Origin of the sequence: Pseudomonas sp. TH10 (genome assembly GCF_016651255.1) — a bacterium.
Classification (GTDB): domain Bacteria; phylum Pseudomonadota; class Gammaproteobacteria; order Pseudomonadales; family Pseudomonadaceae; genus Aquipseudomonas.
Genome location: NZ_JAEKEG010000109.1, coordinates 11,911 through 33,565 on the forward strand (window position 1 = coordinate 11,911; position 21,655 = coordinate 33,565).

General features: G+C 48.3%; 16 protein-coding genes and 4 pseudogenes. 1 reads left to right on the forward strand and 19 read right to left on the reverse strand.

The annotated features are described in order from the left end of the window. Nucleotides 1-156 precede the first annotated feature (156 nt). Nucleotides 157-1,097 (forward strand): annotated as a pseudogene (locus JFT80_RS17075) (NAD-dependent epimerase/dehydratase family protein). 329 nt (nt 1,098-1,426) lie between these two features. Here the strand turns inward: JFT80_RS17075 and JFT80_RS17080 are convergent. The 19 genes and pseudogenes from JFT80_RS17080 to JFT80_RS17175 form a co-directional block, all read right to left on the reverse strand. After that, nucleotides 1,427-2,332, reverse strand: coding sequence for an SGNH hydrolase domain-containing protein (locus tag JFT80_RS17080; protein WP_201148650.1), 906 nt, complete (start codon nt 2,330-2,332; stop codon nt 1,427-1,429). Between the two features lie 65 nt (nt 2,333-2,397). Then, nucleotides 2,398-3,072, reverse strand: a pseudogene (locus JFT80_RS24880) (acyltransferase family protein); the annotation flags it as partial. Further along, nucleotides 3,042-3,638: an acyltransferase family protein gene (locus JFT80_RS25590; RefSeq protein WP_374091367.1), complete on the reverse strand. Its 597-nt coding sequence runs from the start codon at nt 3,636-3,638 to the stop codon at nt 3,042-3,044. The pseudogene JFT80_RS24880 and the gene JFT80_RS25590, both read right to left, overlap by 31 nt. A 570-nt stretch (nt 3,639-4,208) precedes the next feature. Beyond that, nucleotides 4,209-6,203 carry a nucleoside-diphosphate sugar epimerase/dehydratase gene (locus JFT80_RS17095; RefSeq protein WP_201148653.1) on the reverse strand — a complete coding sequence of 665 codons (1,995 nt, stop codon included), beginning with the start codon at nt 6,201-6,203 and terminating at the stop codon, nt 4,209-4,211. Nucleotides 6,204-6,292: 89 nt separating this feature from the next. Continuing rightward, nucleotides 6,293-7,312 carry a glycosyltransferase family 4 protein gene (locus JFT80_RS17100; protein ID WP_201148654.1) on the reverse strand — a complete coding sequence of 340 codons (1,020 nt, stop codon included), beginning with the start codon at nt 7,310-7,312 and terminating at the stop codon, nt 6,293-6,295. Further along, nucleotides 7,309-8,286 (reverse strand): SDR family oxidoreductase, encoded by a 978-nt coding sequence (locus JFT80_RS17105; RefSeq protein ID WP_201148655.1) that lies wholly within the window; start codon nt 8,284-8,286, stop codon nt 7,309-7,311. Before JFT80_RS17105 ends, JFT80_RS17100 begins: the two co-directional genes overlap by 4 nt. A gap of 189 nt (nt 8,287-8,475) precedes the next feature. Then, the gene (locus JFT80_RS17110) at nt 8,476-9,438 is read right to left on the reverse strand and encodes a glycosyltransferase family 4 protein (protein WP_242482969.1); all 963 of its coding nucleotides are present in this window, start codon (nt 9,436-9,438) and stop codon (nt 8,476-8,478) included. 158 nt (nt 9,439-9,596) lie between these two features. Next, complete coding sequence (locus JFT80_RS17115; protein ID WP_201148656.1) at nt 9,597-10,700, reverse strand: glycosyltransferase; 1,104 nt, start codon at nt 10,698-10,700, stop codon at nt 9,597-9,599. Continuing rightward, nucleotides 10,697-11,485: a glycosyltransferase family A protein gene (locus JFT80_RS17120; RefSeq protein WP_201148657.1), complete on the reverse strand. Its 789-nt coding sequence runs from the start codon at nt 11,483-11,485 to the stop codon at nt 10,697-10,699. Before JFT80_RS17120 ends, JFT80_RS17115 begins: the two co-directional genes overlap by 4 nt. Then, entirely contained in the window at nt 11,482-12,726 is a 1,245-nt protein-coding gene (locus tag JFT80_RS17125) for an oligosaccharide flippase family protein (RefSeq protein WP_201148658.1), read from the reverse strand. Before JFT80_RS17125 ends, JFT80_RS17120 begins: the two co-directional genes overlap by 4 nt. Before the next feature lie 151 nt (nt 12,727-12,877). Further along, on the reverse strand, nt 12,878-13,477 hold the full coding sequence (locus JFT80_RS17130; protein ID WP_201148659.1) for a hypothetical protein: 600 nt from the start codon (nt 13,475-13,477) through the stop codon (nt 12,878-12,880). Next, nucleotides 13,444-13,959: a hypothetical protein gene (locus JFT80_RS17135; protein ID WP_201148660.1), complete on the reverse strand. Its 516-nt coding sequence runs from the start codon at nt 13,957-13,959 to the stop codon at nt 13,444-13,446. Before JFT80_RS17135 ends, JFT80_RS17130 begins: the two co-directional genes overlap by 34 nt. A gap of 266 nt (nt 13,960-14,225) precedes the next feature. Continuing rightward, a complete protein-coding gene (locus JFT80_RS17140; RefSeq protein ID WP_201148661.1) occupies nt 14,226-15,281 on the reverse strand; it encodes an LPS O-antigen chain length determinant protein WzzB in 1,056 nt (351 codons plus the stop codon). 428 nt (nt 15,282-15,709) lie between these two features. After that, entirely contained in the window at nt 15,710-16,003 is a 294-nt protein-coding gene (ihfB, locus tag JFT80_RS17150) for an integration host factor subunit beta (protein ID WP_201148663.1), read from the reverse strand. 152 nt (nt 16,004-16,155) lie between these two features. Continuing rightward, nucleotides 16,156-16,434: a hypothetical protein gene (locus JFT80_RS17155; RefSeq protein WP_045060271.1), complete on the reverse strand. Its 279-nt coding sequence runs from the start codon at nt 16,432-16,434 to the stop codon at nt 16,156-16,158. 307 nt (nt 16,435-16,741) lie between these two features. Continuing rightward, complete coding sequence (gene rpsA / locus JFT80_RS17160; RefSeq protein ID WP_201148664.1) at nt 16,742-18,436, reverse strand: 30S ribosomal protein S1; 1,695 nt, start codon at nt 18,434-18,436, stop codon at nt 16,742-16,744. 119 nt (nt 18,437-18,555) lie between these two features. Beyond that, nucleotides 18,556-19,245, reverse strand: a complete 690-nt coding sequence (cmk, locus tag JFT80_RS17165; RefSeq protein WP_201148665.1) for a (d)CMP kinase — start codon at nt 19,243-19,245, stop codon at nt 18,556-18,558. Further along, nucleotides 19,242-21,448 (reverse strand): annotated as a pseudogene (locus JFT80_RS17170) (bifunctional prephenate dehydrogenase/3-phosphoshikimate 1-carboxyvinyltransferase). The gene cmk and the pseudogene JFT80_RS17170 overlap by 4 nt, the downstream one beginning before the upstream one ends. 28 nt (nt 21,449-21,476) lie before the next feature. Further along, a pseudogene (locus tag JFT80_RS17175) lies at nt 21,477-21,629 on the reverse strand (histidinol-phosphate transaminase); the annotation flags it as partial. Nucleotides 21,630-21,655: the final 26 nt, after the last annotated feature.

Below are 21,655 nucleotides of genomic sequence, written 5' to 3' on the forward strand. Positions count from 1 at the left end.
ACAGTGTCGAAAGATAAGGTTGGACTAGATGCGACTCCCCGAAGCCCAGTAAGTGCTTAGCAGCCAAAAGCGATGTATAATTCACAACTTAACTAAAAACATTAATCAAACTTTTATTTATATTTAACAAAGTTTATTTTCTATGTGAGACCTAGAATGAATAAAGGTGTAATTTTCATCACTGGAGGAGCTGGATTCATCGGCTCCCACCTGACGGACATTCTACTTAAGAGAGGATACAGGGTTAGAGTATTTGATAACTTATCGACTGGAAAGCGTAGCAACCTCCCACTTGAGAATCCACTCGTACAGTTGATAGAAGGGGACATTGCTGATCCAGTAGCGGTTGCGCAAGCAATGAATGGGTGCACAGCAGTGGTTCACTTAGCGGCCGTAGCATCAGTTCAGGCTTCAGTAGACGATCCGATCAATACTCATCAAAGTAATTTTCTTGGCACACTGAATGTGTGCGAAGCGATGCGACAATTAAAAATCAGTCGAATATTATTCGCCTCCAGTGCTGCTGTATATGGTGGAAACGGAGAAGGGAAAGCCATCGCTGAGGACACTCCGAAATCGCCGCTGACCCCTATGCATCAGACAAACTGGCAAGCGAATATTACATTGATTTCTATAGGCGCCACCACGCTTTCGAGTCAGCCATTTTTCGATTCTTCAATATTTTTGGTCCTCGCCAAGATCCAGCATCACCATACTCAGGAGTTATTAGCATATTCGCTGATAGAGTCCAGAAAAATTTACCTATAACAGTCTTCGGGGACGGCGAGCAGACCAGAGATTTTGTTTATGTCGACGATCTTGTTCAGATTTTGGTTCAAGCATTAGAAGCTGCAATAGTCGATGCCGGCCCGATCAATGTTGGGTTTAATAAGTCAACTACAATAAATCAACTGATCAACGTCTTAAGTGAAATAAATAAATCTTCACCCAATGTCATCTACGCTCCCGCGCGCGCCGGCGATATCAGGCACTCTTTAGCTAATAACACCAAATTAACTTCACATTATAAAATAGTAAATAAGACCTCACTGAGAACCGGATTAACCAAATTAATTGAGTATCCAATCAAGTCTTAAACATGCCACTCACGCATTCTGTTGCGCTACTTTAGAAATAAAGCGCACCGGCAACGCGCTGTCTGCCGGTTGCGCAGTAAGTAAAATCTTGACACCTTCGGTGAGCCAAATAGGTGTTTCCGCCAGCGTTATCTGGAACTGTGTCGATCTCCCCGCGTAATGGTGCCAGCTTAGTCGCGCAGTGGAGACTGTAATCTTAGGTAAAGCAGGTGTCCGCATAAACTCTGCATTGACACCCTAAACCAACGATGCACCTAGCTTCACCGCAAAGAAGGGACGCTCTTCATCGACTGTGAAGTCTGGCATTATCAACACTCAAGGCTTGAGCCTTATTGACTTAAATTATTGTCGTCACTCCTTAACAAGTGGAGAAAATCACTTTTGAAAAACCTGATAGCTGCAATCGAACCGGCTTTGGACAAATGAAACTCATCACTGTAGTAAACTTTTTCGTTACCATAAGACCTGCAGAAACCATCATTGCAAAAAGCAGCATATGGATTCAGGAACGTTATACCAGCATTTGACCTCGCGAAGTCCTCTAGTATTTTGTTTCCCGGAGTAGTGGTAGTGGCCGCTTCCATGATACCTAAACGTCGTTCACAGTTAGAATTAAAAAGTTTGGGGCGGCTAAAACAGCCGCTAACGTCCGGGTTGCCTGCACCGGGCACGCTACCAATGATTACAAGCTGCCTCGTACCTATATTAGTTTTAAGTTCGGCAATTTTTTTGGTTATAAAGATATAACTCTGTATCCCGTTACCACCAGGAAGGTTCTCTTTTGACCCCTTTTCTGCCGCAAAAATCAACTGTTCCTCCCAACGCTCACCGACAACAATAATCGCGTTGGGGCTTACGTTGATAATGTTCATCGCATCAGTTAGAGCTTTTTGGCAACCCTGTTCGTAATTTTCATCTTTGACGATCTTCGACATTCCCGGAAGCACTAAACATCCAAAATGACTTATGTAAATATTTTTACCAAGTGGTTTACCGATTTCTAAGTCAAAACCAGTAGCGTAATGTCTGGCATGACTATCGCCAATAATGACTATATCTGCCACGCCAGATTTCCCTCCACTTATCCAGCCTGTATACGGGTAATCAGCTCCACCATATTGGTCAATATGAAATTGTTTAGAATTTGACAATTGCTCCGCAACACCCGACGGCAGTTCATCTATGCGCCATTTCCACCCATTGCCTAATAATGCAGTGCATGCCAAGACGATCAATGATAAAGACAATGCTCCGCAGGCGGGAAGAAAGGTAATCCGTTTTGCTGCTCGGAATTTAGTGTTTATTCTAAATGGAGCTTCAATATATTTTTGAGAAAAAACCCAATCACAACCGAAAGAAAAATAATTGCTACTTTGTCTGAAAAATCAAGTGGAGATTGAGTGTAATATTTATAGAAAACTATTATTGGCCAATGAACCAAGTAAAGCGAATAGCTAATTACCCCAATCTTAACCATTAGCCTATTACGAACTATCCATCCTAAATATTTAGCATCGATAGAATATATAATTAATGCCGCACCGACACATGGTGCAAGTGCATTATAAGAGGGAAAGAGAGTTGCTTCGGTGTAGCTGAACACAGCGTACAAAATTAATGCTAAGCCAATAGAAAAAAGAACGTCGAGCCTGATTCCGTTGCTGCTCGGCTTTGGGATTAAAACTAACGCAGCACCGATTGCAAATTCAAAAATTCTAAAGGGAGTGAAGAAATATATAAGCGACGCTGAATCAACTTTTTTGCCGTCAGTTATACTTTGCCATAGGGCAGAGGAGCTAATAAACTCATTGGTGAATAGGATATTTATACCAAAGCTCAAGAGTCCACCGACAGCAATCGCGATCCATAGAGCTTTTTTATTTTTTTTCTGACTAAGAAAGACTAATATTAACGGCCACAGGAGATAGAACTGCTCCTCAACGCTTAGCGACCAAGTATGCAGCAAGGGCTTGAATTCAGAGGCAGTATCAAAATAGCCACTTTCACTCCAAAAAAATAGTTAGAAACGGATAGAATTGAGCTAATTATCTCTCCGCCTAGTCTCTGAAAATGCTGAGGAGTAAATAATAACGCAGCGAAAAAGAATGTCAGCGTCATTGTTGCGAATAACGCTGGAAACAAACGCCTAACTCTACGAGCGTAGAAATCTCTGAAAGAAAAAGACCCGGTTGTCCTTATTTGACTCAAGATAAGTCCGGTAATTAAATACCCGCTTATCACAAAAAATACATCTACACCGACGTACCCACCACTGAAATACTCAAATCCCGCATGGAAAACTAAAACACTCAGCACCGCAATTGCGCGCAAGCCGTCTATCCCGGCAATATATTTCGACGAATTCATCCATTTCCCCAATCGGCGTAGCGGCCAAAAATACGATGGAATATTACACGCATCTGCGTAGGGCAGGATATAGGCAGATACTCGAAGTCGAATTCTGCTAGCTGTCGACGCTCTTGAACCCGCTGAATAGAGAATGGCCGCCCGATTGGAGTTGCGTAGATAGTAATCAAGCATGTTGAACAGCAAATACCGCTACGTCCAATCACAGCGAGCACCGCCTAACATCGTACCTTAAGATTGGTTCGCTTCGCATGCCTGTCCGCGCTCAACAGTGAAGACATCTGATGCGGGATCATCAACGACTCAAATTTCGCAATCTGGGCAGGACAGCCTAGCTGGAACAGATCGTCGATGGGCGCGGCGCAGCCTTTTGCCTGGTACGGAAGCTTTGATAGGAGAACGTGGACGGTCATAAGCAGTTCGCTAGTTGCAGCATTATAACGTCTCAAAGGAGTGTTGGGCGCCCTCTAAGTTCGGTCCAAATCGCTAAAGTCGAGGGTCAGTAGCCCCATAAATGACTGCGCCTCGCACTTGAACGCACTGCGCAACTACCGAGTGCGGGAGATTTCGATGTCCTCGGCCATGAAACTACGCTATACATGCTACGGTAGACATAGATCCTACGTTTAATGAGGTGTCCATGAAGCGCCTACAGTCGACATTACCCAAGGCTATAACTGCTAAATTTCTACGACTAACAAAAAGCCATGCTTGTTTAAGCATGGCTTTTTATTTTTCGATTACTTAAGAGAAGAGACGTCGCTGTTGATAAATGTAATCAACAATATCCCCATCAGGTGCATAACCACTGACGGTTTCCCTAAGAAGCTGGCGGACGCGTGGATAGTCATCTTCCCCGACTGCGACAAGAAGTTCTTCAAGCTTCGCTTTCAACGATTCCCAAGAAAGATAATCTTCATTTGCACGCATAATCATCGGGTGCTGAGTAGCGACTACATTATCGCCAATAAGCAACTCCTCATATAATTTTTCTCCTGGACGCAGCCCCGTAAATTCTACAGAGATGTCACCATGAATATTCTTTTCAGATCTTACACTTAAGCCAGACAGATGGATCATTCTCTCTGCAAGCTCGATAATTTTGACGGGTTCGCCCATATCTAATACAAATACATCACCGCCTTGGCCCATCGAGCCAGCTTGGATCACCAACTGCGCGGCCTCAGGGATAGTCATAAAGTAACGCGTGATTTTAGGATGCGTAACCGTAAGCGGACCGCCGGATTTAATTTGCTTATGAAACAACGGTATTACAGATCCAGACGAACCTAGAACATTGCCAAATCTAACCATAGTGAACCTGGTTTTATTAGGCTTCGGCTCGTTCGTAATATCGCGAAACATAACTGGAGCACGTTCGCAACTCAAAGCCTGAAGCGTGAGTTCAGCCAGGCGCTTGGTGCTGCCCATAACATTGGTCGGCCGCACAGCTTTATCAGTAGATATCAGTACGAAATTGTCAACACCAGCTTGCACTGCTGCCTGCGCGGTATATAACGTGCCTATAACGTTGTTCAGCACTCCCTCAGCAATATTATGCTCGACCATTGGTACGTGTTTATAGGCCGCTGTGTGGTAAACCGTAGCAACTTGCCATGTTTTCATTACATCTAAGAGTTTGTCCTGATTTTGAACCGAACCCAAGATCGGCAAAACGCGTACAGGTAAGGACTCACGAGCAACGCGTTGCTCTAGTTCCGAAAGTATAGTGTAAAGATTGAATTCACTGTGTTCGAAAAGCAGAAGCGTCGTTGGGTGTAAAGCTATAATTTGACGGCATAGCTCAGATCCGATTGAGCCGCCTGCTCCCGTCACAAGGACCACTTGACCTTTGATACAATGTTCGAGTAACTCGCTCTGCGCAGGTACAGGATCCCTCCCAAGCAAATCGGCGATATCTACCTCCTGGATATCATCAACTTTAACTCGGCCGCTGGCCAGGTCCATGAAGCCTGGGATACTGCGTACATGTAACGGAAATCCTTCAAGAAATCCTAGAATCTCACGTCTTCTTGCGCGGTTAGATGAAGGAATCGCTAATAGTATTTCTTGCGCGCCGGTAGATTCGATCATCTGCTGAACATGTTTAGGTTTGTACACATGCAGACCCGATATGACCCTATCAGCGATAGAACTATCATCGTCTATAAAGGCCACCGGCCTCATGACGCGACCCATTCGAAGTGCAGCCACGAGTTGGTTCCCTGCAGCTCCGGCTCCATATATTGCAACCCTAGTGAGCCCATTATCGCGATTAGTAAATGGAACATGTTGTGCAGCAGAAAACCAATCCCCTAAAAAATACTGACGCATTGCCAGGCGTAATCCGCCAACCATGATCAGACTCAACCACCAGTAATTGAATATTATCGACCGAGGGACTACATTTTCATGGTTGCTATACCAGTATACAACCACACCAAGAATCAGAGAGGAAAGAGACACTGCTTTGATAATTGCTATTAATGCATCATTACCAAAATAGCGCATTACAGCGCGATACATACCAAACCGAATAAATAGTGGAATGGCTACAGCCGGGGCACTGAGAAACAACCATGCGTGCTGAACGAACGGGTTTGTCAGCTCATCAAGCCCGAGCCTCACCACGAAAGCCATCCACAGGGCAAACCAAACTAATAGGGTATCGGTCAATACCTGAATAAGGCGCTTTTGACGGCGCGGTAAGCCGAGAAGGAACTCTCTCAATCTATCCATAAATCCTCCAATCAACCTACCCATCCTCTCAGAAATTTATCATTAACACATCTGAGCGTAAGAACAGAAGCCACGTCAATTTTTACAAACTAGGAACGTACTTCTACTCCGCCTGCATTATATTTGAAGGCGATCAGAATTAAAGGCGAGTACGCAATGACGAGAGCCAAAACGCCATCTAGATATTCCACAGCTACTAGGTAGGCCAAAGGTAGAAGCCAAATTATATTTATTAATGCAACCCCAAGCGTTACATATAGGTGTTTTCCTACACGCCTAGAGGCGAACTGATATGCATGACTTCTATGAGCCTCATACACTTTATCACCTCTAATCAGCCGCCGGATTAAAGTAAACGTAGCATCAACAATGAACACGCCAAGCAGAACTATCCATACCCAGAAAAATTTTTGGGATAATGCCGCTGCCTGTAAAGAAAGCGTCGCGAGAATTAAACCTAAGAAACCACTCCCGGCATCACCCATGAATATCTTTGCAGGTGGAAAATTCCAATATAGAAATCCGGTTACTGCAAAAGCTAGCAAGAGAGGAGCCCAAATTAGCTGCTCAATACCACCAACAAAGTAGAGTACAGCAGCGCTCAAGCAGACTGTAATAGCCTCGACGCTCGCTAAACCATCAATTCCATCCATAAAATTGTATAGGTTCAACATCCAGACGAGATATAAAGCCCCAAAAACATACGACAGTACACCGAAGTTTAACTCAAAACCAAAAAAAACCAGGGGCGGTAAACTCGCGACCCAGTATAGAGCCCAAAACGCCGCCGTGAAGTGCCCCAACAACCTCCAACGAGCAGCGATATGTCCATGGTCATCGAGAAATCCGATCAGCGCTACTGCCCCGCCCGATCCTACTAGGCCAATGACCTGCGCCCAGGGGAGATAACCTCCATAAGATAGCAGCGGGAGGAGCATCAAAAAACTCAACACAATAGCAACCCCACCTCCGCGCGGCGTAGGGATCGAGTGCGAACTCCGAAGATTTGGGATATCTATCAAACTATTATTGAGCGCGTACAAGCGAAGCATTCTTGTAAGAATCAGAGAAACGATAAAAATAATCGGTATGAGAAACCATGCGCTCATAGAGTGGCGATTCCTTGGTAATGTTTAACTGTTTTATTCAGGGCTTCATCCACTGATACGGGTGGTATCCAGCCCAATAAAGTTTTATTTTTCGTGATATCGACTTGAAGCGAACCGCATAATCTATCGGTCAATTTCGCCTTGCCCGCAATACTCGATGCGAATCTTATCACTCTCTCAGGAATCGGCAGGAGGATAGTATGACTACCCAACGCGCGCGACAGCTTCCTAAGAAGTTGCGTGGTTGACAGATCATCACCATCACTTACAAGGAATATTTGATTCGCTGCCGCCGGATGAGACAAACAAACATTGACGAAATCAACCAGGTTATCCAGCGCAACTAAACTTCTTCTATTATTGATTGACCCAAATGGTAGCGGTATATTTTTTTCCAATATACGCATCATTGTCAAAAAATTCGCCTTAACACCTGGTCCATAAACTAACACGGGTCTAATTATTACCACCTGCATATCGGAATCAGCCGCAATTTTTAGTAAGCCAATCTCGGCCTCATGCTTAGAAATACCATACTCATCTACAGGGGCTGCGAGGGAGTCAGCGGTATAGGGAACTCCCGACGAAGTCGCTTCACCATTGACTTTGATAGAGCTAATAAACACAAATCGTTTAACACCCTTTTGAGCGGCTTGCCTCGCGAGATTCAACGTACCGTCGACATTAGTTTTTCGGAACTCAGCCAAAGGGTTCGCGGCCCGCTCGTTCATCACATGAACACGCGCTGCTGAGTGAACAATAATATCCACCCCATCCAAAGCTTGGGTCCAGCACTGTTGAGCGTCTAATTCACGAAATAATACAGAATTAAAAGTAGTAGACGCTCCCGCTCTCGGATCACGGGTGGCAACCTTAATATTAAAAATATCTCGATGAGCCATCTCGCGCAAAATTGCGCCCCCGACAAATCCAGAGGCTCCTGTCAACAAAACTGTTTCACGAGAAAATTCCATTAACTCACCAAAACTTCCAATAAGGAGCTGCTCACTGAAAATAGCTCATCAACCGATCATTTACTTGACGAGCATCAAAATCTTCTTGCGCAATTTTGAAGCTATTCAATCCCATTATCTTAATCTGATCTGGATGCCTTATAAAATATAGCATTTTTTCGGCAAGCGCTTCCGGGGACCACGGGGGGACTATAAAGCCATTAACCCCTCCCTTACCGTTTCCCGGCAACCAGGTACATCTGTGGTAATAACCGGACGACCAATAGCCATGGCTTCCTGAGTACTTCGAGGAACTCCCTCTCGATAGGATGGAAGCACAAACACACTGGAGTTAGAAAGCCAGCCAGCTACGTTGTCAACGTGACCACGGTGATCTACCAATCCCTCACTGACTAATTTGCTGACATCGCTCAAGCTCAGACCGCCGGGATTTGTCTCATCCAGACCACCCAACATCACAAATGTAGCGGAGTCTGACTTCGATCTGACTAATCGTGCGGCCTCAATGAATTCGTTTATCCCTTTCTCCGCAAGCAAGCGACCGACAAAGATAAAGCTTACGGGGCTGACTGGAGGTTCAGAATAAGGATAATTCCGCAAATTCAATCCAATACCGCCCAGCACGCTTATTTTTCGGACTTTAAGCTTGTGCTTTTCAATCAGATCGATAGGATCATCTTTGTTAAGAAAAATTATTCTTTCAAGAAAAGGAAATGAAATTCTGTACAAAAAAACCTGTACGCATTTCAAAATCCTTCCTTTCAACGATGCTCCCTCAGGCTTCTCGGTGAAGACATAACCAAGGCCTTCAAGCATACCAATGCGTCTCTTAACACCCGCCATTGCAGCGGCTAATGTTCCAAAAATCACAGGCTTTGAGAAGTAGCTGAAGACAAGGTCCGGCGAAATTTTTTTGATAAGTTTTGACAGTTTATAAGTATTTAAAATGTCGCCAAATGGATTCAGGCCCGCCCGACTGAAAATGTAGTCAACAGGCTCAGCTCCAAGAGCTCTAACTTTTGCCCGCGTTTCAGCGTCGAAGTCAAGCGCAAAGGCATAAACCTGATCTCCCCTTGCCACCAATGCCTGAATCAAATCGGCCCTGAATCCAAGAACACAAGCCGCTGTGGTCCCTATCAACACTATCTTCATTTAAAGATCCATTCGTCGTAGCAAACGAGCTTGCTCCAATACGTCGCAGATCAAACAGGCGGCGATCAGTCCGCTCATCAGAACACCTGCTGAAAATCGTAGTTGGCGCATCAAATGAACACGATACCATGCCTTAGGCGCGGTCTGTTAATACCAGTTCATCGAGGTGTCGCTGGCGCCGAATAGAGATTTACCCAAGTGGTGACAACATTATCGAGAGAATACCTCTCAATCACCCTATCTCTGGCCTGAACGCCCAAAATTTCAGCATCACGAGGGCCAAAATCGAGCGCTCGTCTCACTGCTGTAGCTAAGGCATTAGCGTCACCGGGCGAAACTACCAAGCCTTGGTCACCAACCACCTCCTTAACGCCGCCGCTGTCTGTAACAACGACCACCCGTTCTGTGGCCATCGCTTCAGCGACGACCAGTCCGAAACCCTCCCAGGCCGATGACAGAACGTAGACATCAGCACAACTGTAGAAATCTGATACGTTGTCCCGAACTCCTAAAAATCTAACTCGGTTATGTATGGACAATTGAATAGATAAATTGACCAGTTTCTCCTTTAATTCACCATCGCCCACAATCCAAAGTTTAAGCGTATCGTCATCTCTGCATAGGATTTGGAAAGCACGCAGCAGGTTAGGATAGTCTTTAGCTTCAACAAGTCGACCTACAGCAAGAATTAATTTATCTCCAGCCTCGACTCCCTCAGCACTTCGAATCAAGGAACGAGCAGATTCGTTGAACATAAATTTTTGAGTATCGATACCATTAGGCACCACCAACATTTCACCGCTTTTTACAGCCCCTTTAGCCTCAAACGCCTGAACGGCGCCACTACTGACATTAGTAGTTACATCCGCGAGAAAGTTGGTCGCGCGATATGCCAGCATTCGCAACTTGCCACCCTCGTTGTTGCTGTGGGCTGTACATATAAGTCGTGGAATAGAGGTAATGACTCTTACCAACCGAGCCAAGAGATTAGCGTGGACCATATGAGAATGCACTACATCCGGCTTGAAAGATTTGATCACCGCACGTAAAGCGAAGAGGCATGATATAAGACTGCGAAGCGATTTTGCGCCTCCCAACCCTATAACCTCAAAAGGCTCGTTAGAAGATAGCAAGCGACCAGAACCGGTAAGATACACAACTTTGACATGATGATCGCGAGCAACTAGGCGCTGAGCCAAGTCAAGCACCTGACGCTCCGCACCACCGACATCCAGACTAGTGATGAAAAATAATATCTTCATGATAACCTTTTAAGCATTACATAGATGCAACACTGGATAGAACGTATTGCATACTTAATTTTATAAAAAAAACTTTTCTCCCTGGCAATTTGAGACCAATAAAAAGTTAAAAACCCAATAGGATTTTTTCGCAAGTTAGATGAGAAGTTATTTGAATAACCATCTTCCAAATAATCACACAGATAAATTACTGTATTCCCATGAATACGAATACGTCCTTCATCCCCTATTTTGTTCCATATATACAGTTCTGGCACAAATTTCTCCGCGCCAAATACAGGAAACTTGTACCGCAGGAGTAGCTCCGTCTTAAATACATACGCGAGATCCCCCTTAAATAGATGGCCCGCTTCAGTGGGCGACAGATATTTAGGACAATCATCTTGGTCGACTCTCGCGCCAACTAAACTCATGTCAAAAAACGCTTTACGGTAGCACCATCCAACAACGTCTCTATCGGCTTGACCTTGAATCTCTGCTGTCACTGTTTCAACAGCAGATGAAACCAAAGCATCATCGCTATCAACTATCAAAATCCACGGTGTCAACGCATTCTGGGCGCCGGTATTTAACGCAACATGCTTACCACCATTTTTCTGCTGAATCACTCTGATCGGGAATGGTGATGCTTCGGAAATCTCATTTAGTAATTTTGGCGTATCGTCGACACTCCCATCGTCAACGACTACCCACTCAAAATCCAGGCAGCTTTGAGCACAAAGACTGCTATATAATCTCGGAATGGTTGACGCTCGATTATAAGTCGCAGTGACGATAGTAATCATTTTTTATCACCATTTAATGACTGGAGTGTCATTTTTGCCACAACGGCTATCAATGCGAAGAATAGACAAATCTCAGCAAGAACGAATCCAAAAACCACTCCATCAACTCCATACCAAATAGAGAGAGCAGCAGCCATCAAAATTGACAGAATTGAAAAAAACATAATAAGGCCACTAGTTATTCTATCTTTGCCCATCGGTATTAACATACATAACCCGAGAGCCTGATTAGCCAATCTAAAAGGTATAATCCAGACGAATATCTTAAGTATACTACTGGCCACTAAATATTCTTGACCTAGAACACTTCTAATTAGAAAGTCTCCGACAAAAAATATCGCGCTCGATGCGAATACTCCGGCAATAAACATTCCTAACACAATAAACAATGATAGACGGATTGTATTTTGTTTGGATGAAAGATATTGCCTGTTCAGATAAGGAAAAAAGCCAATCAAAACAGGATTAACGAAACCCACGAAACCACGAATAATTTTCTCGGCCGGGACATACGATGCTACAGCAACGTGGCCAGATGTGGCGCCAACCAAAGACGGTCCAGCGCTTAGGAGTATATTATTCGAACTCTTATATATAAACACATGAAAACCAATTTTTAGCTGCTGCAAGCCACCGTGAAAACTAAAAATCAGTCGCCCTACCTTTTTCAAACACAGTGCGTTCCCCAGGATCGTATTCAACAACCCCAAACTAGACATTATACAGAGCGCTAAAAATGCGTCATCCGCAGAGTTCACGAACAAAAACAATAACAGCAGGCTCGCGAAACGCAACAAAACTTCCATTATTACAACAAAGCTTATTTTCTCCAAGCCTTGAAAGAACCAAAATGGACTAAACCCGAACGCCAAGAAATACAAGAACCCTAGAAAGATCAGTTTTGCATCAAAAAAATATGACCCTTTAATAAGGCAGACTACCGTACCAATCAGTGCAACTATTGCTACAATCAGAAGCTTAGCGGAGAAAATTTCCCCATATATTCTTGCGAGAGATTGTTTTTCACCACTCGCCAGTGCTATCTGTCTAGAACCGCTTAGAGAAAACCCGTACTCCACTACTAATGAAGACAGCAACGCCACAGACTGGATAAGAACTACTTTTCCATACTCTTGGACGCCCAACGCCCTTGCTAGCACGGGAATTTCAAGAATGGGTATTAGATAAGCGCATAACTGTGCAAAAAACAGCAATCCCATATTTTTAATCAGATACTTCACAATTTAGTGCTCATTTCTTGGGCCAACTCTGAGCTCTCGCCCATATTCGACAATCTCGACAGCCAAGACAACATGATTGCCCAATAGCCCCACTCAGACATCTCTGAACTCAGCGGATGAAAGAGCAACAAAAAACAGAAACATGAAGCGCCTAAATATGCTGCCAATTTGTAGTATGCAACAGGAGCAGCAGCAGGCCCGCTAAACCATTCTCGCAGCGCGAAAACAGCAGCGGGCTTAGTACAATAATAAGCAGCCCAATCTCGCCCAGCGCACCAAGGTCGCCTAAGATTGCTAAATACACATTATGGATAACCATAGGCTGTCCCGCTACTATAGAGGTCGAGCTTTGGAATCCACATCCTAAGGGTAGGCAAGCCTCAGCATTTAATATGCCATCGCTGAGCATTTTCGACCTAATTGGATCGCCTTCGAACAATCTGTTTACTACGAGGAGCGACTTCCCATCCAGAAATCCATGAATAGCGTCTAGATTAAAAACTGCAAATAGACCGAACAGTAAAATTAATATCGATACAATCGATAACATTCTTGCTGTATTTAACAAAAATACTATTGAAGCGAATGCTATTATAATCACCGCAAACCATAGAAAACCTGTTCGACTTGAATCGGCTAACAGCAAATAAACCGACGACACCAACACAAACGTTGTAATCATGATTCTAGATATAGGACTGCTTAGCATCTTAGCAATCATAAACGCACAAAAAAAGCGCTTGTTTTCCACAGAACTCCAGGATACGCAAACAGGCTACCTTGTCGCCCATCTCCTAAAACTATATAGTAATCGCTCAACCAGTATTTGGATATGATGAACACCACTAACCCAATACCCGTCGCAGTAGCTGAAATCCGATAGAAGTCGTCAATATCTAAGAACTGCGAGTTGGCATAAACAACCACGAAGACGGCGTAAATCATAATAAATTTCGCCGCTTGATAAGCAGTATATGCATCTGCATTTGCGAGCCCGGCTATTAACAAAGCCAATACTAAAATAGCAAAACCAAAACTTGCGCACAAAAAAACTATATCTTTATAAATCCGCCCAGCTTTTACAACTAGTGCCCCAGATGCCAGAACCAAGCCCCATAACGCCCAATATCCGAAAGGCGTTATAACGTTTCGCAAATCACCAAGAACCACGAGCGCGCATGCTGAAAGAACAATATAAAACGGCATCCTTTGCTTTGTAGTAATATTGCTCACGCCCCGGCCACTCTAGATTTATTAATCATGATTAAAATTAATTTCCACTCGTGATCGGCATACGCTCATATGTGAGACGGTCGAATTATAACCTAAGGAGCTCACTGCAGCTTTATGCCCCTTGGCATCGTGATCCCGCTTGCAGCAGATGCCCTTTAACGAGCGGGCATCTACATCAGTTATACATATCGCACAATTGGCACCTGCTGACAGTATCAGCACGTATGCTTAAATCAAAATACGCGGAATAGCTACCGTTGGCACCTTCATACGGCCCGCTTGGCCCTGGCGTCATTTGTGAGATACAAGATAACAGCAATAAATAACCCAGCCATCAACCCCAAAATCATACCCAAAGTAATAATCAATGATTTTTTAGGTTTGATAGGCGCGTCAGGTCGGTTCACATCGCCATCCTGTCGGTACACCCAAACATCTGTAGGACTGACATCGAGATTCTTGAAAAAATCATGCTTTGCCTGCAGCTCACGGAGGTTCATCACAAATGGGTCGTCTGATTGCCGCTGTTCCAAGTTTTCAATTTCAGCCTTCAGGGCTTTGGATCCACGCATATAAATAAGCTGTCCATCCATGCTTCCAGCTAACTCGACAGCAGGATTACCCGTAATAATTGGCGGCTTCTCCAAACCAATTGCCTCTGCAACTTTTAGCGCCTCTTGCAACTTGGTAATAGAATCTTGACGAATTTGCGTGCCCGTTTCTCGAAGAGACTTTATCTGTTGGAGGAGGTTACGAGCCCTGACGCGACTTTCAGTGGCGACGTTCTTAATTATCTCCTCTTTCGCCAACAGCCCAGCTCGATCAGCATATTGCTGAACCCAGTTCGACGCCAGTTCAGGGTTAGTCGTCTGGACCGTGACTGCAGATTGATCGCCAGCGTCTCTAACCGGCAAAGTTACAATTAATGTCTTTGAGAATCGGGAATACAAAGCATCTCTGGAGCCCTTTCTCTCTTCTTCTGTGAGACTGGGTAAATAAACGGTATTAAAAAATTCACGATGAAGAGATTCGGAGTCTAGAATTCGCAGAAAAACTGTATAGATATCCTTTATCGTCAAAGGCACTAAATCGTAATCGCGCGTGCGCCCGTAATTAAAGTTAGCTATATCATTCTGCGTTGGCGGGATAAGAAAAAGCTTTGCTTCATATACTGGTTTAGCTGTAAATGCGTACGCAGCAGCCAATAGTGTCGACACTAGCGCCACGCCGAAAACAATCCATTTTCGCTTCCATACCGAACGGACCAGTGCCTGGATGTCAATTTCAGCACTGCTATGTGATTGTGATGTACTGCTTTGCATGCCCCACTCGCCTTCTCTATTACGGCACAACACAGCAGTGAGGTGCACGTTCGTTCAACCACGATGTAATCTATAAAATTATTACGTTAGGTATGGCTTTCGTTCTACAGCGCCATTGTACCAGCGGTGGCGCTCTCTCGGTGAGCATCGGCATTTGCTGTCGATGGTATTTTATCGGGATTGAGGCTTCCTGCCTGAAAAACTTCGAGCTAAGAGCATAGCAACTGGTCCGATGACCATGCCTAGCAGGAGGGAGGAAGCAACGTAGATCGACAGCGGAAGGGAAGGCGTTGACCATCCCAAGAAAATCAAACTAGATGGCTGTTGATTTTCCAAGACGAATACAATTGCCACTAAAGCTAATAGTATTCCAAATGTAGCTGTTCCTACACGCCGAAATAGACGCATCTCATACCTCCGTTTAGCACTTAATTTTCTTCCTCCTCTTCGTTCACGCGATCACGCAGCTCTTTGCCGGGTTTGAAATGCGGAACGAACTTGCCGTCCAGACTGACCGATTGACCCGTTTTGGGGTTACGGCCTACGCGAGGCGCGCGATAGTGCAACGAAAAGCTGCCAAACCCACGGATCTCGATTCGATCACCCGTGGCAAGACATTGGGACATTTGCTCAAGCATGGTCTTGATGGCCAACTCCACATCCTTGGATGAGAGTAGCCCTTGATGGGTGACAATTCGTTCGATCAACTCCGACTTCGTCATGTTTTTCCCTTCTTTTTCAAGCAGCTAGATCAGCACTTCAAAAGGTTTTAGCACGCTCCGAGGGATTTGAACAGTCCAAGATTTGACATATCGTTACCGGCTTTGAGTCGCCCTATTTGCGGGCGTCTCAAGCTGGCGGGCCGCTTGTTCTGTCACCTGCAAATCACCAGCATGGTGCGTGTCAGGTAGCCTGCGGGATTAAAACCGAATGGGTATTCATCCTCGTCCTTGGCGTCATCCGACCTTGCAATAACCTTGTAGCCTGCCGCTTTGCATTCCTTGTCGGCGCGCTTGCGGCATTTCTCCCAACCCGAGCCCAGGCCGGAACAATCGATCTCTATCCCGCTGACACCACGCACCGCATGGGTCTTGGCGCTGGTGGTGCAGCCTGCCAGTGCCAGTACTGCTATGGCGACCATGAGCTTGTTCATGCACTTCCTTATTAGTCAGGCACCCTACCGGAGGGTGCTTGCGCCCTATGCTCTAGAGTAGCTGCAAATAAGCGATTGATCCTGTTAAAGAAAGGGACAGTTTGGTGGGGGTGTTGGTTCAGCGGATGATGCGCGTGGGGCCGATAAAGATCAAAAGATCAAAAGATCAAAAGATCGCAGCCTTCGGCAGCTCCTACGGGGGTTGGGGATATTTCGGGATTGAGGGGGAATTGGGGAATGGGGGGTTGCTGAATCGCAGGCACAAAAAAGGGCGACCGAAGTCGCCCTTTTTACAATCAAACAGAACTTAGTTCTGTTTTTCCATTTGTGCACGCAACAGGTCGCCCAGAGTGGTAGGACCAGGAGCAGCGGTATCCGAAGCTGGCTTGTCGCGCAGGCTTTGGATTGCTTCTTTCTCTTCAGCATCATCTTTCGACTTGATGGAGAGTTGGATCACGCGGCTCTTGCGATCAACGCTGATGATCTTGGCTTCTACTTCCTGGCCTTCTTTCAGCACGTTGCGCGCGTCTTCAACGCGGTCACGGCTGATTTCGGAGGCTTTCAGAGTCGCTTCGATATCGTCGGCCAGAACGATGATGGCGCCTTTGGCGTCAACTTCTTTCACGGTGCCAGTAACGATTGCGCCTTTGTCGTTAACCGAGACGTACTCGGAGAACGGATCGCTTTCCAGTTGCTTGATACCCAGGGAGATACGCTCGCGCTCTGGGTCAACCGACAGGATAACGGTGTCCAGCTCGTCGCCCTTCTTGAAACGACGAACAGCTTCTTCGCCCACTTCGTTCCAGGAGATGTCGGACAGGTGAACCAGACCGTCGATGCCGCCGTCCAGACCAATGAAGATACCGAAATCGGTGATCGACTTGATGGTGCCGGAGATTTTATCGCCCTTGTTGAACTGGCCAGAGAAATCTTCCCATGGGTTAGATTTGCACTGCTTGATGCCCAGGGAGATACGACGACGCTCTTCGTCGATGTCCAGAACCATAACTTCCACTTCGTCGCCGACTTGTACGACTTTCGAAGGGTGGATGTTTTTGTTGGTCCAGTCCATTTCCGAAACGTGTACCAGACCTTCAACGCCTTCTTCCAGCTCAGCGAAGCAGCCGTAGTCGGTCAGGTTGGTTACACGAGCGGTAACGCGAGTGCTTTCTGGGTAACGGGCTTTGATAGCAACCCATGGATCTTCGCCCAGCTGCTTCAGGCCCAGGGAAACACGGTTGCGTTCGCGATCGTATTTCAGAACCTTAACGTCGATTTCGTCACCAACGTTGACGATCTCGGAAGGATGCTTGATGCGCTTCCAGGCCATGTCGGTGATGTGCAGCAGGCCGTCCACGCCACCCAGATCGACGAATGCGCCGTAATCGGTGAGGTTTTTGACGATACCTTTGACTTGCTGGCCTTCCTGCAGGGATTCCAGCAGAGCTTCACGCTCGGCGGAGTTCTCGGCTTCCAGGACGCTGCGACGGGAAACGACAACGTTGTTGCGCTTCTGGTCCAGCTTGATGACCTTGAATTCCAGCTCTTTGCCTTCCAGGTGCGTGGTGTCGCGCACTGGACGGACGTCAACCAGGGAACCTGGCAGGAACGCACGGATGCCGTTAACGTCGACAGTGAAGCCGCCTTTAACCTTACCGTTGATAACGCCCTTGACCACTTCCTCGGCTGCGAAGGCAGCTTCCAGAACGATCCAGCACTCAGCGCGCTTGGCTTTTTCACGGGACAGCTTGGTTTCACCGAAACCGTCTTCAACCGAGTCCAGAGCAACGTGAACTTCGTCACCGACATTGATAGTCAGATCGCCAGCGTCGTTGTAGAACTGCTCAAGCGGGATGAGTGCTTCAGACTTCAGGCCAGCGTGAACGGTTACCCAGCGAGCTTGGTAATCGATATCAACGATAACACCGGTGATGATGGAGCCTGCCTGAAGGTTCAGGGTTTTTAGGCTTTCTTCAAAGAGTTCCGCAAAGCTTTCGCTCATTTTAATTCCTGTAAATGAGGGCGAAGGATACGCCCATCTCCACACCCCAGACGGTGTGGGTTAGTTTCATATAGAAGAAGCGCCGCAGGACTATGACTGGTCCCCTGTGGCCTTCTTGGTCACCCGGCGATATCGCGAATGGCGATCTCGCTCATGATGCGTTCAAGCACCTGATCGATGGACAACTCCGTGGAATCCAGCTGTATGGCGTCAGCCGCCGGTTTAAGCGGGGCTACCGCTCGCTGGGTGTCACGCTCGTCGCGCGCACGGATCTCATCTAGCAGACTCGACAGACTAACACCCTCGACTTTGCCCTTCAACTGCAAATATCGACGGCGCGCCCTCTCCTCGGCACTGGCGGTCAGGAAAATCTTCAGCGGTGCACCAGGAAAAACCACCGTCCCCATGTCGCGACCATCGGCCACCAGCCCCGGCGCTTCCTGAAAAGCCCGCTGGCGCTGCAGCAGGGCATCGCGCACGGCCGGCAAGGCGGCCACTTGGGAAGCCCAGGCGCCGACCTGTTCGTTGCGCAAGTCATCGGTCACATCGTCGCCTTCGAGGATGATGCGCTGTGGATGACCCTCGGTTGCGCCGACGAACTGCACGTCCAGATGAGCGGCCAGCAGCTTCAGCGACTCTTCATTGGTCAGGTCGACACCGTGATTGCGTGCGGCAAAAGCCAACAGGCGGTACAGCGCACCGGAATCCAGCAGGCACCAGCCCAGGCGCTTGGCCAGTATGCCGGCGATGGTGCCCTTGCCCGACCCGCTTGGGCCGTCGATGGTAATGACCGGTGGCTTGATGTTCACGACTGAGCCTCTTGAGCAACGCGGATGCCGACCTGCGCGCACAGCGCGAGGAAGTTGGGGAACGAGGTCGCGACGTTCGCGCAATCATGGATGCGAATCGGCGCGGTGGCGCGCAGCGACGCAACGCTGAAGGCCATGGCGATCCGGTGGTCGCCGTGACCGTGCACTTCGCCGCCGCCAATCAGGCCGCCGTCGATGATAATGCCGTCCGGGGTCGGCTGGCATTTTACGCCCAGCGCGAGCAAACCATCCGCCATCACCTGAATGCGATCCGATTCCTTGACCCGCAGCTCTTCGGCGCCGGTCAGCACGGTGCGCCCTTCGGCACAGGCAGCGGCGACGAACAGTACCGGGAATTCGTCGATGGCCAGTGGAACCAGCTCTTCCGGAATCTCGATACCTTTGAGTTTAGCCGCTCGCACGCGCAGGTCAGCCACAGGCTCGCCGCCGACTTCACGCTGGTTCTCCAGAGTGATGTCCGCACCCATCAGGCGCAGGATGTCGATCACGCCGGTACGGGTCGGGTTGATGCCGACGTGCTCAAGTACCAGCTCCGAACCTTCGGCGATCGAAGCCGCTACCAGGAAGAACGCCGACGACGAGATGTCGCCCGGCACCTCAATATGAGTCGCGGTCAATTTGCCGCCGGACTCGACCGACGCCGTAGCGCCTTCAACGCTGACCGGGTAGCCGAAACCGCGCAGCATGCGCTCAGTGTGGTCACGGGTCGGCGCAGGTTCAGTAACGGTAGTCTTGCCTTCAGCATACAAACCGGCGAGCAGCAGGCAGGATTTCACCTGAGCACTGGCCATCGGCATGGTGTAGGTCAAGCCTTTGAGCTTGTGACCGCCACGAATAGTCATCGGCGGACGACCTTCAGCGGCGGTTTCGATCACGGCACCCATTTCACGCAGTGGATTGGCCACGCGATTCATCGGACGCTTGGACAGCGAAGCATCGCCAGTCAGGGTGCTGTCGAAGTTCTGCGCGGCCAGCAGGCCGGACAGCAGACGCATCGAGGTCCCTGAGTTGCCCAGATAGATCGGGCCCGGCGCAGGTTTCAGGCCGTGCAGACCAACACCGTGAATGGTTACGCGGCCGTGGTGCGGGCCTTCGATGACCACGCCCATGTCGCGGAACGCCTGCAAGGTCGCCAGAGCGTCTTCGCCCTCAAGGAAACCTTCGACTTCGGTGACGCCTTCGGCCAGCGAACCGAGCATGATCGAACGGTGGGAAATGGATTTGTCACCCGGTACGCGAATCCGACCGGACAGGCGGCCACCAGGTTGAGCCAGGAAGATCAGATCGTTGGAATTCATAGCGTCCACATAGGCCCTGCGGGCCAGGATTTTACTGAAATGCTCGCGGGCAACCCGGGCGCGAGTGAAAACGCCCAACAATTGGTGCCCATCCCCTGCATCGACCGCGTCGCGCAAGGCGTCGAGGTCGCTGCGAAATGTATCGAGTGTGCGCAGAACAGCCTCGCGGTTGGCGAGGAAGATGTCGTGCCACATCACCGGGTCGCTTCCGGCGATTCTTGTGAAATCGCGGAAACCACCGGCAGCGTAACGGAAGATCTCTAGATTTTCATTGCGCTTGGCCAATGAATCGACCAGGCCGAAGGCCAGCAAGTGCGGCAGATGACTGGTCGCAGCCAACACTTCATCGTGACGCTCGACCTGCATGTGCTCGACGTCGGCGCCCAATTCGCGCCACAGACGGTCAACCACGGCCAGTGCAGCCGGATCGGTTTGCTCAAGCGGCGTGAGGATCACTTTGTGACGACGGAACAGCTCGGCGTTAGAGGCTTCCACCCCACTCTGCTCGGAGCCGGCAATCGGATGCCCCGGCACGAAACGCGACGGCATGCCGCCGAACGCCTCGGTGGCCGCACGCACCACGTTGCCCTTGGCGCTGCCGACATCGGTCAGGATCGCCTGGCCCAGGTCCATGCCGGCCAACCGGACGAGCATTTTCTCCATGGCCAGGATCGGCACGGCGAGCTGGATCACGTCGGCGCCCTGACAGGCCAGCGCCAGGTCTTCTTCGCAGCGATCCACCACACCCAGCTCAACCGCCAGTTTGCGCGACTGCGGATCAAGATCGACCCCACCACTTCGCGGCACAGGCCACTTTCGCGCAGCCCCTTGGCAAAGGAACCACCGATCAAGCCCAGGCCGACCACCACCAGGCGCCCGATCATAGGCGCCGCAGGTTGCAGTGCAGTGACATCAACCACGGGCCAGAACCTTGGTCAGCGCCTCGAGGAAGCGGCTGTTTTCGGCAGGCAAGCCGATGGTGATGCGCAGGTGGTTCGGCATGCCGTAGTTGGCCACCGGCCGCACGATCACGCCTTCACGCAGCAAACCCTGGAAGACCGGCGCCTGCTCATTGTGCTACGTTCAGCGGC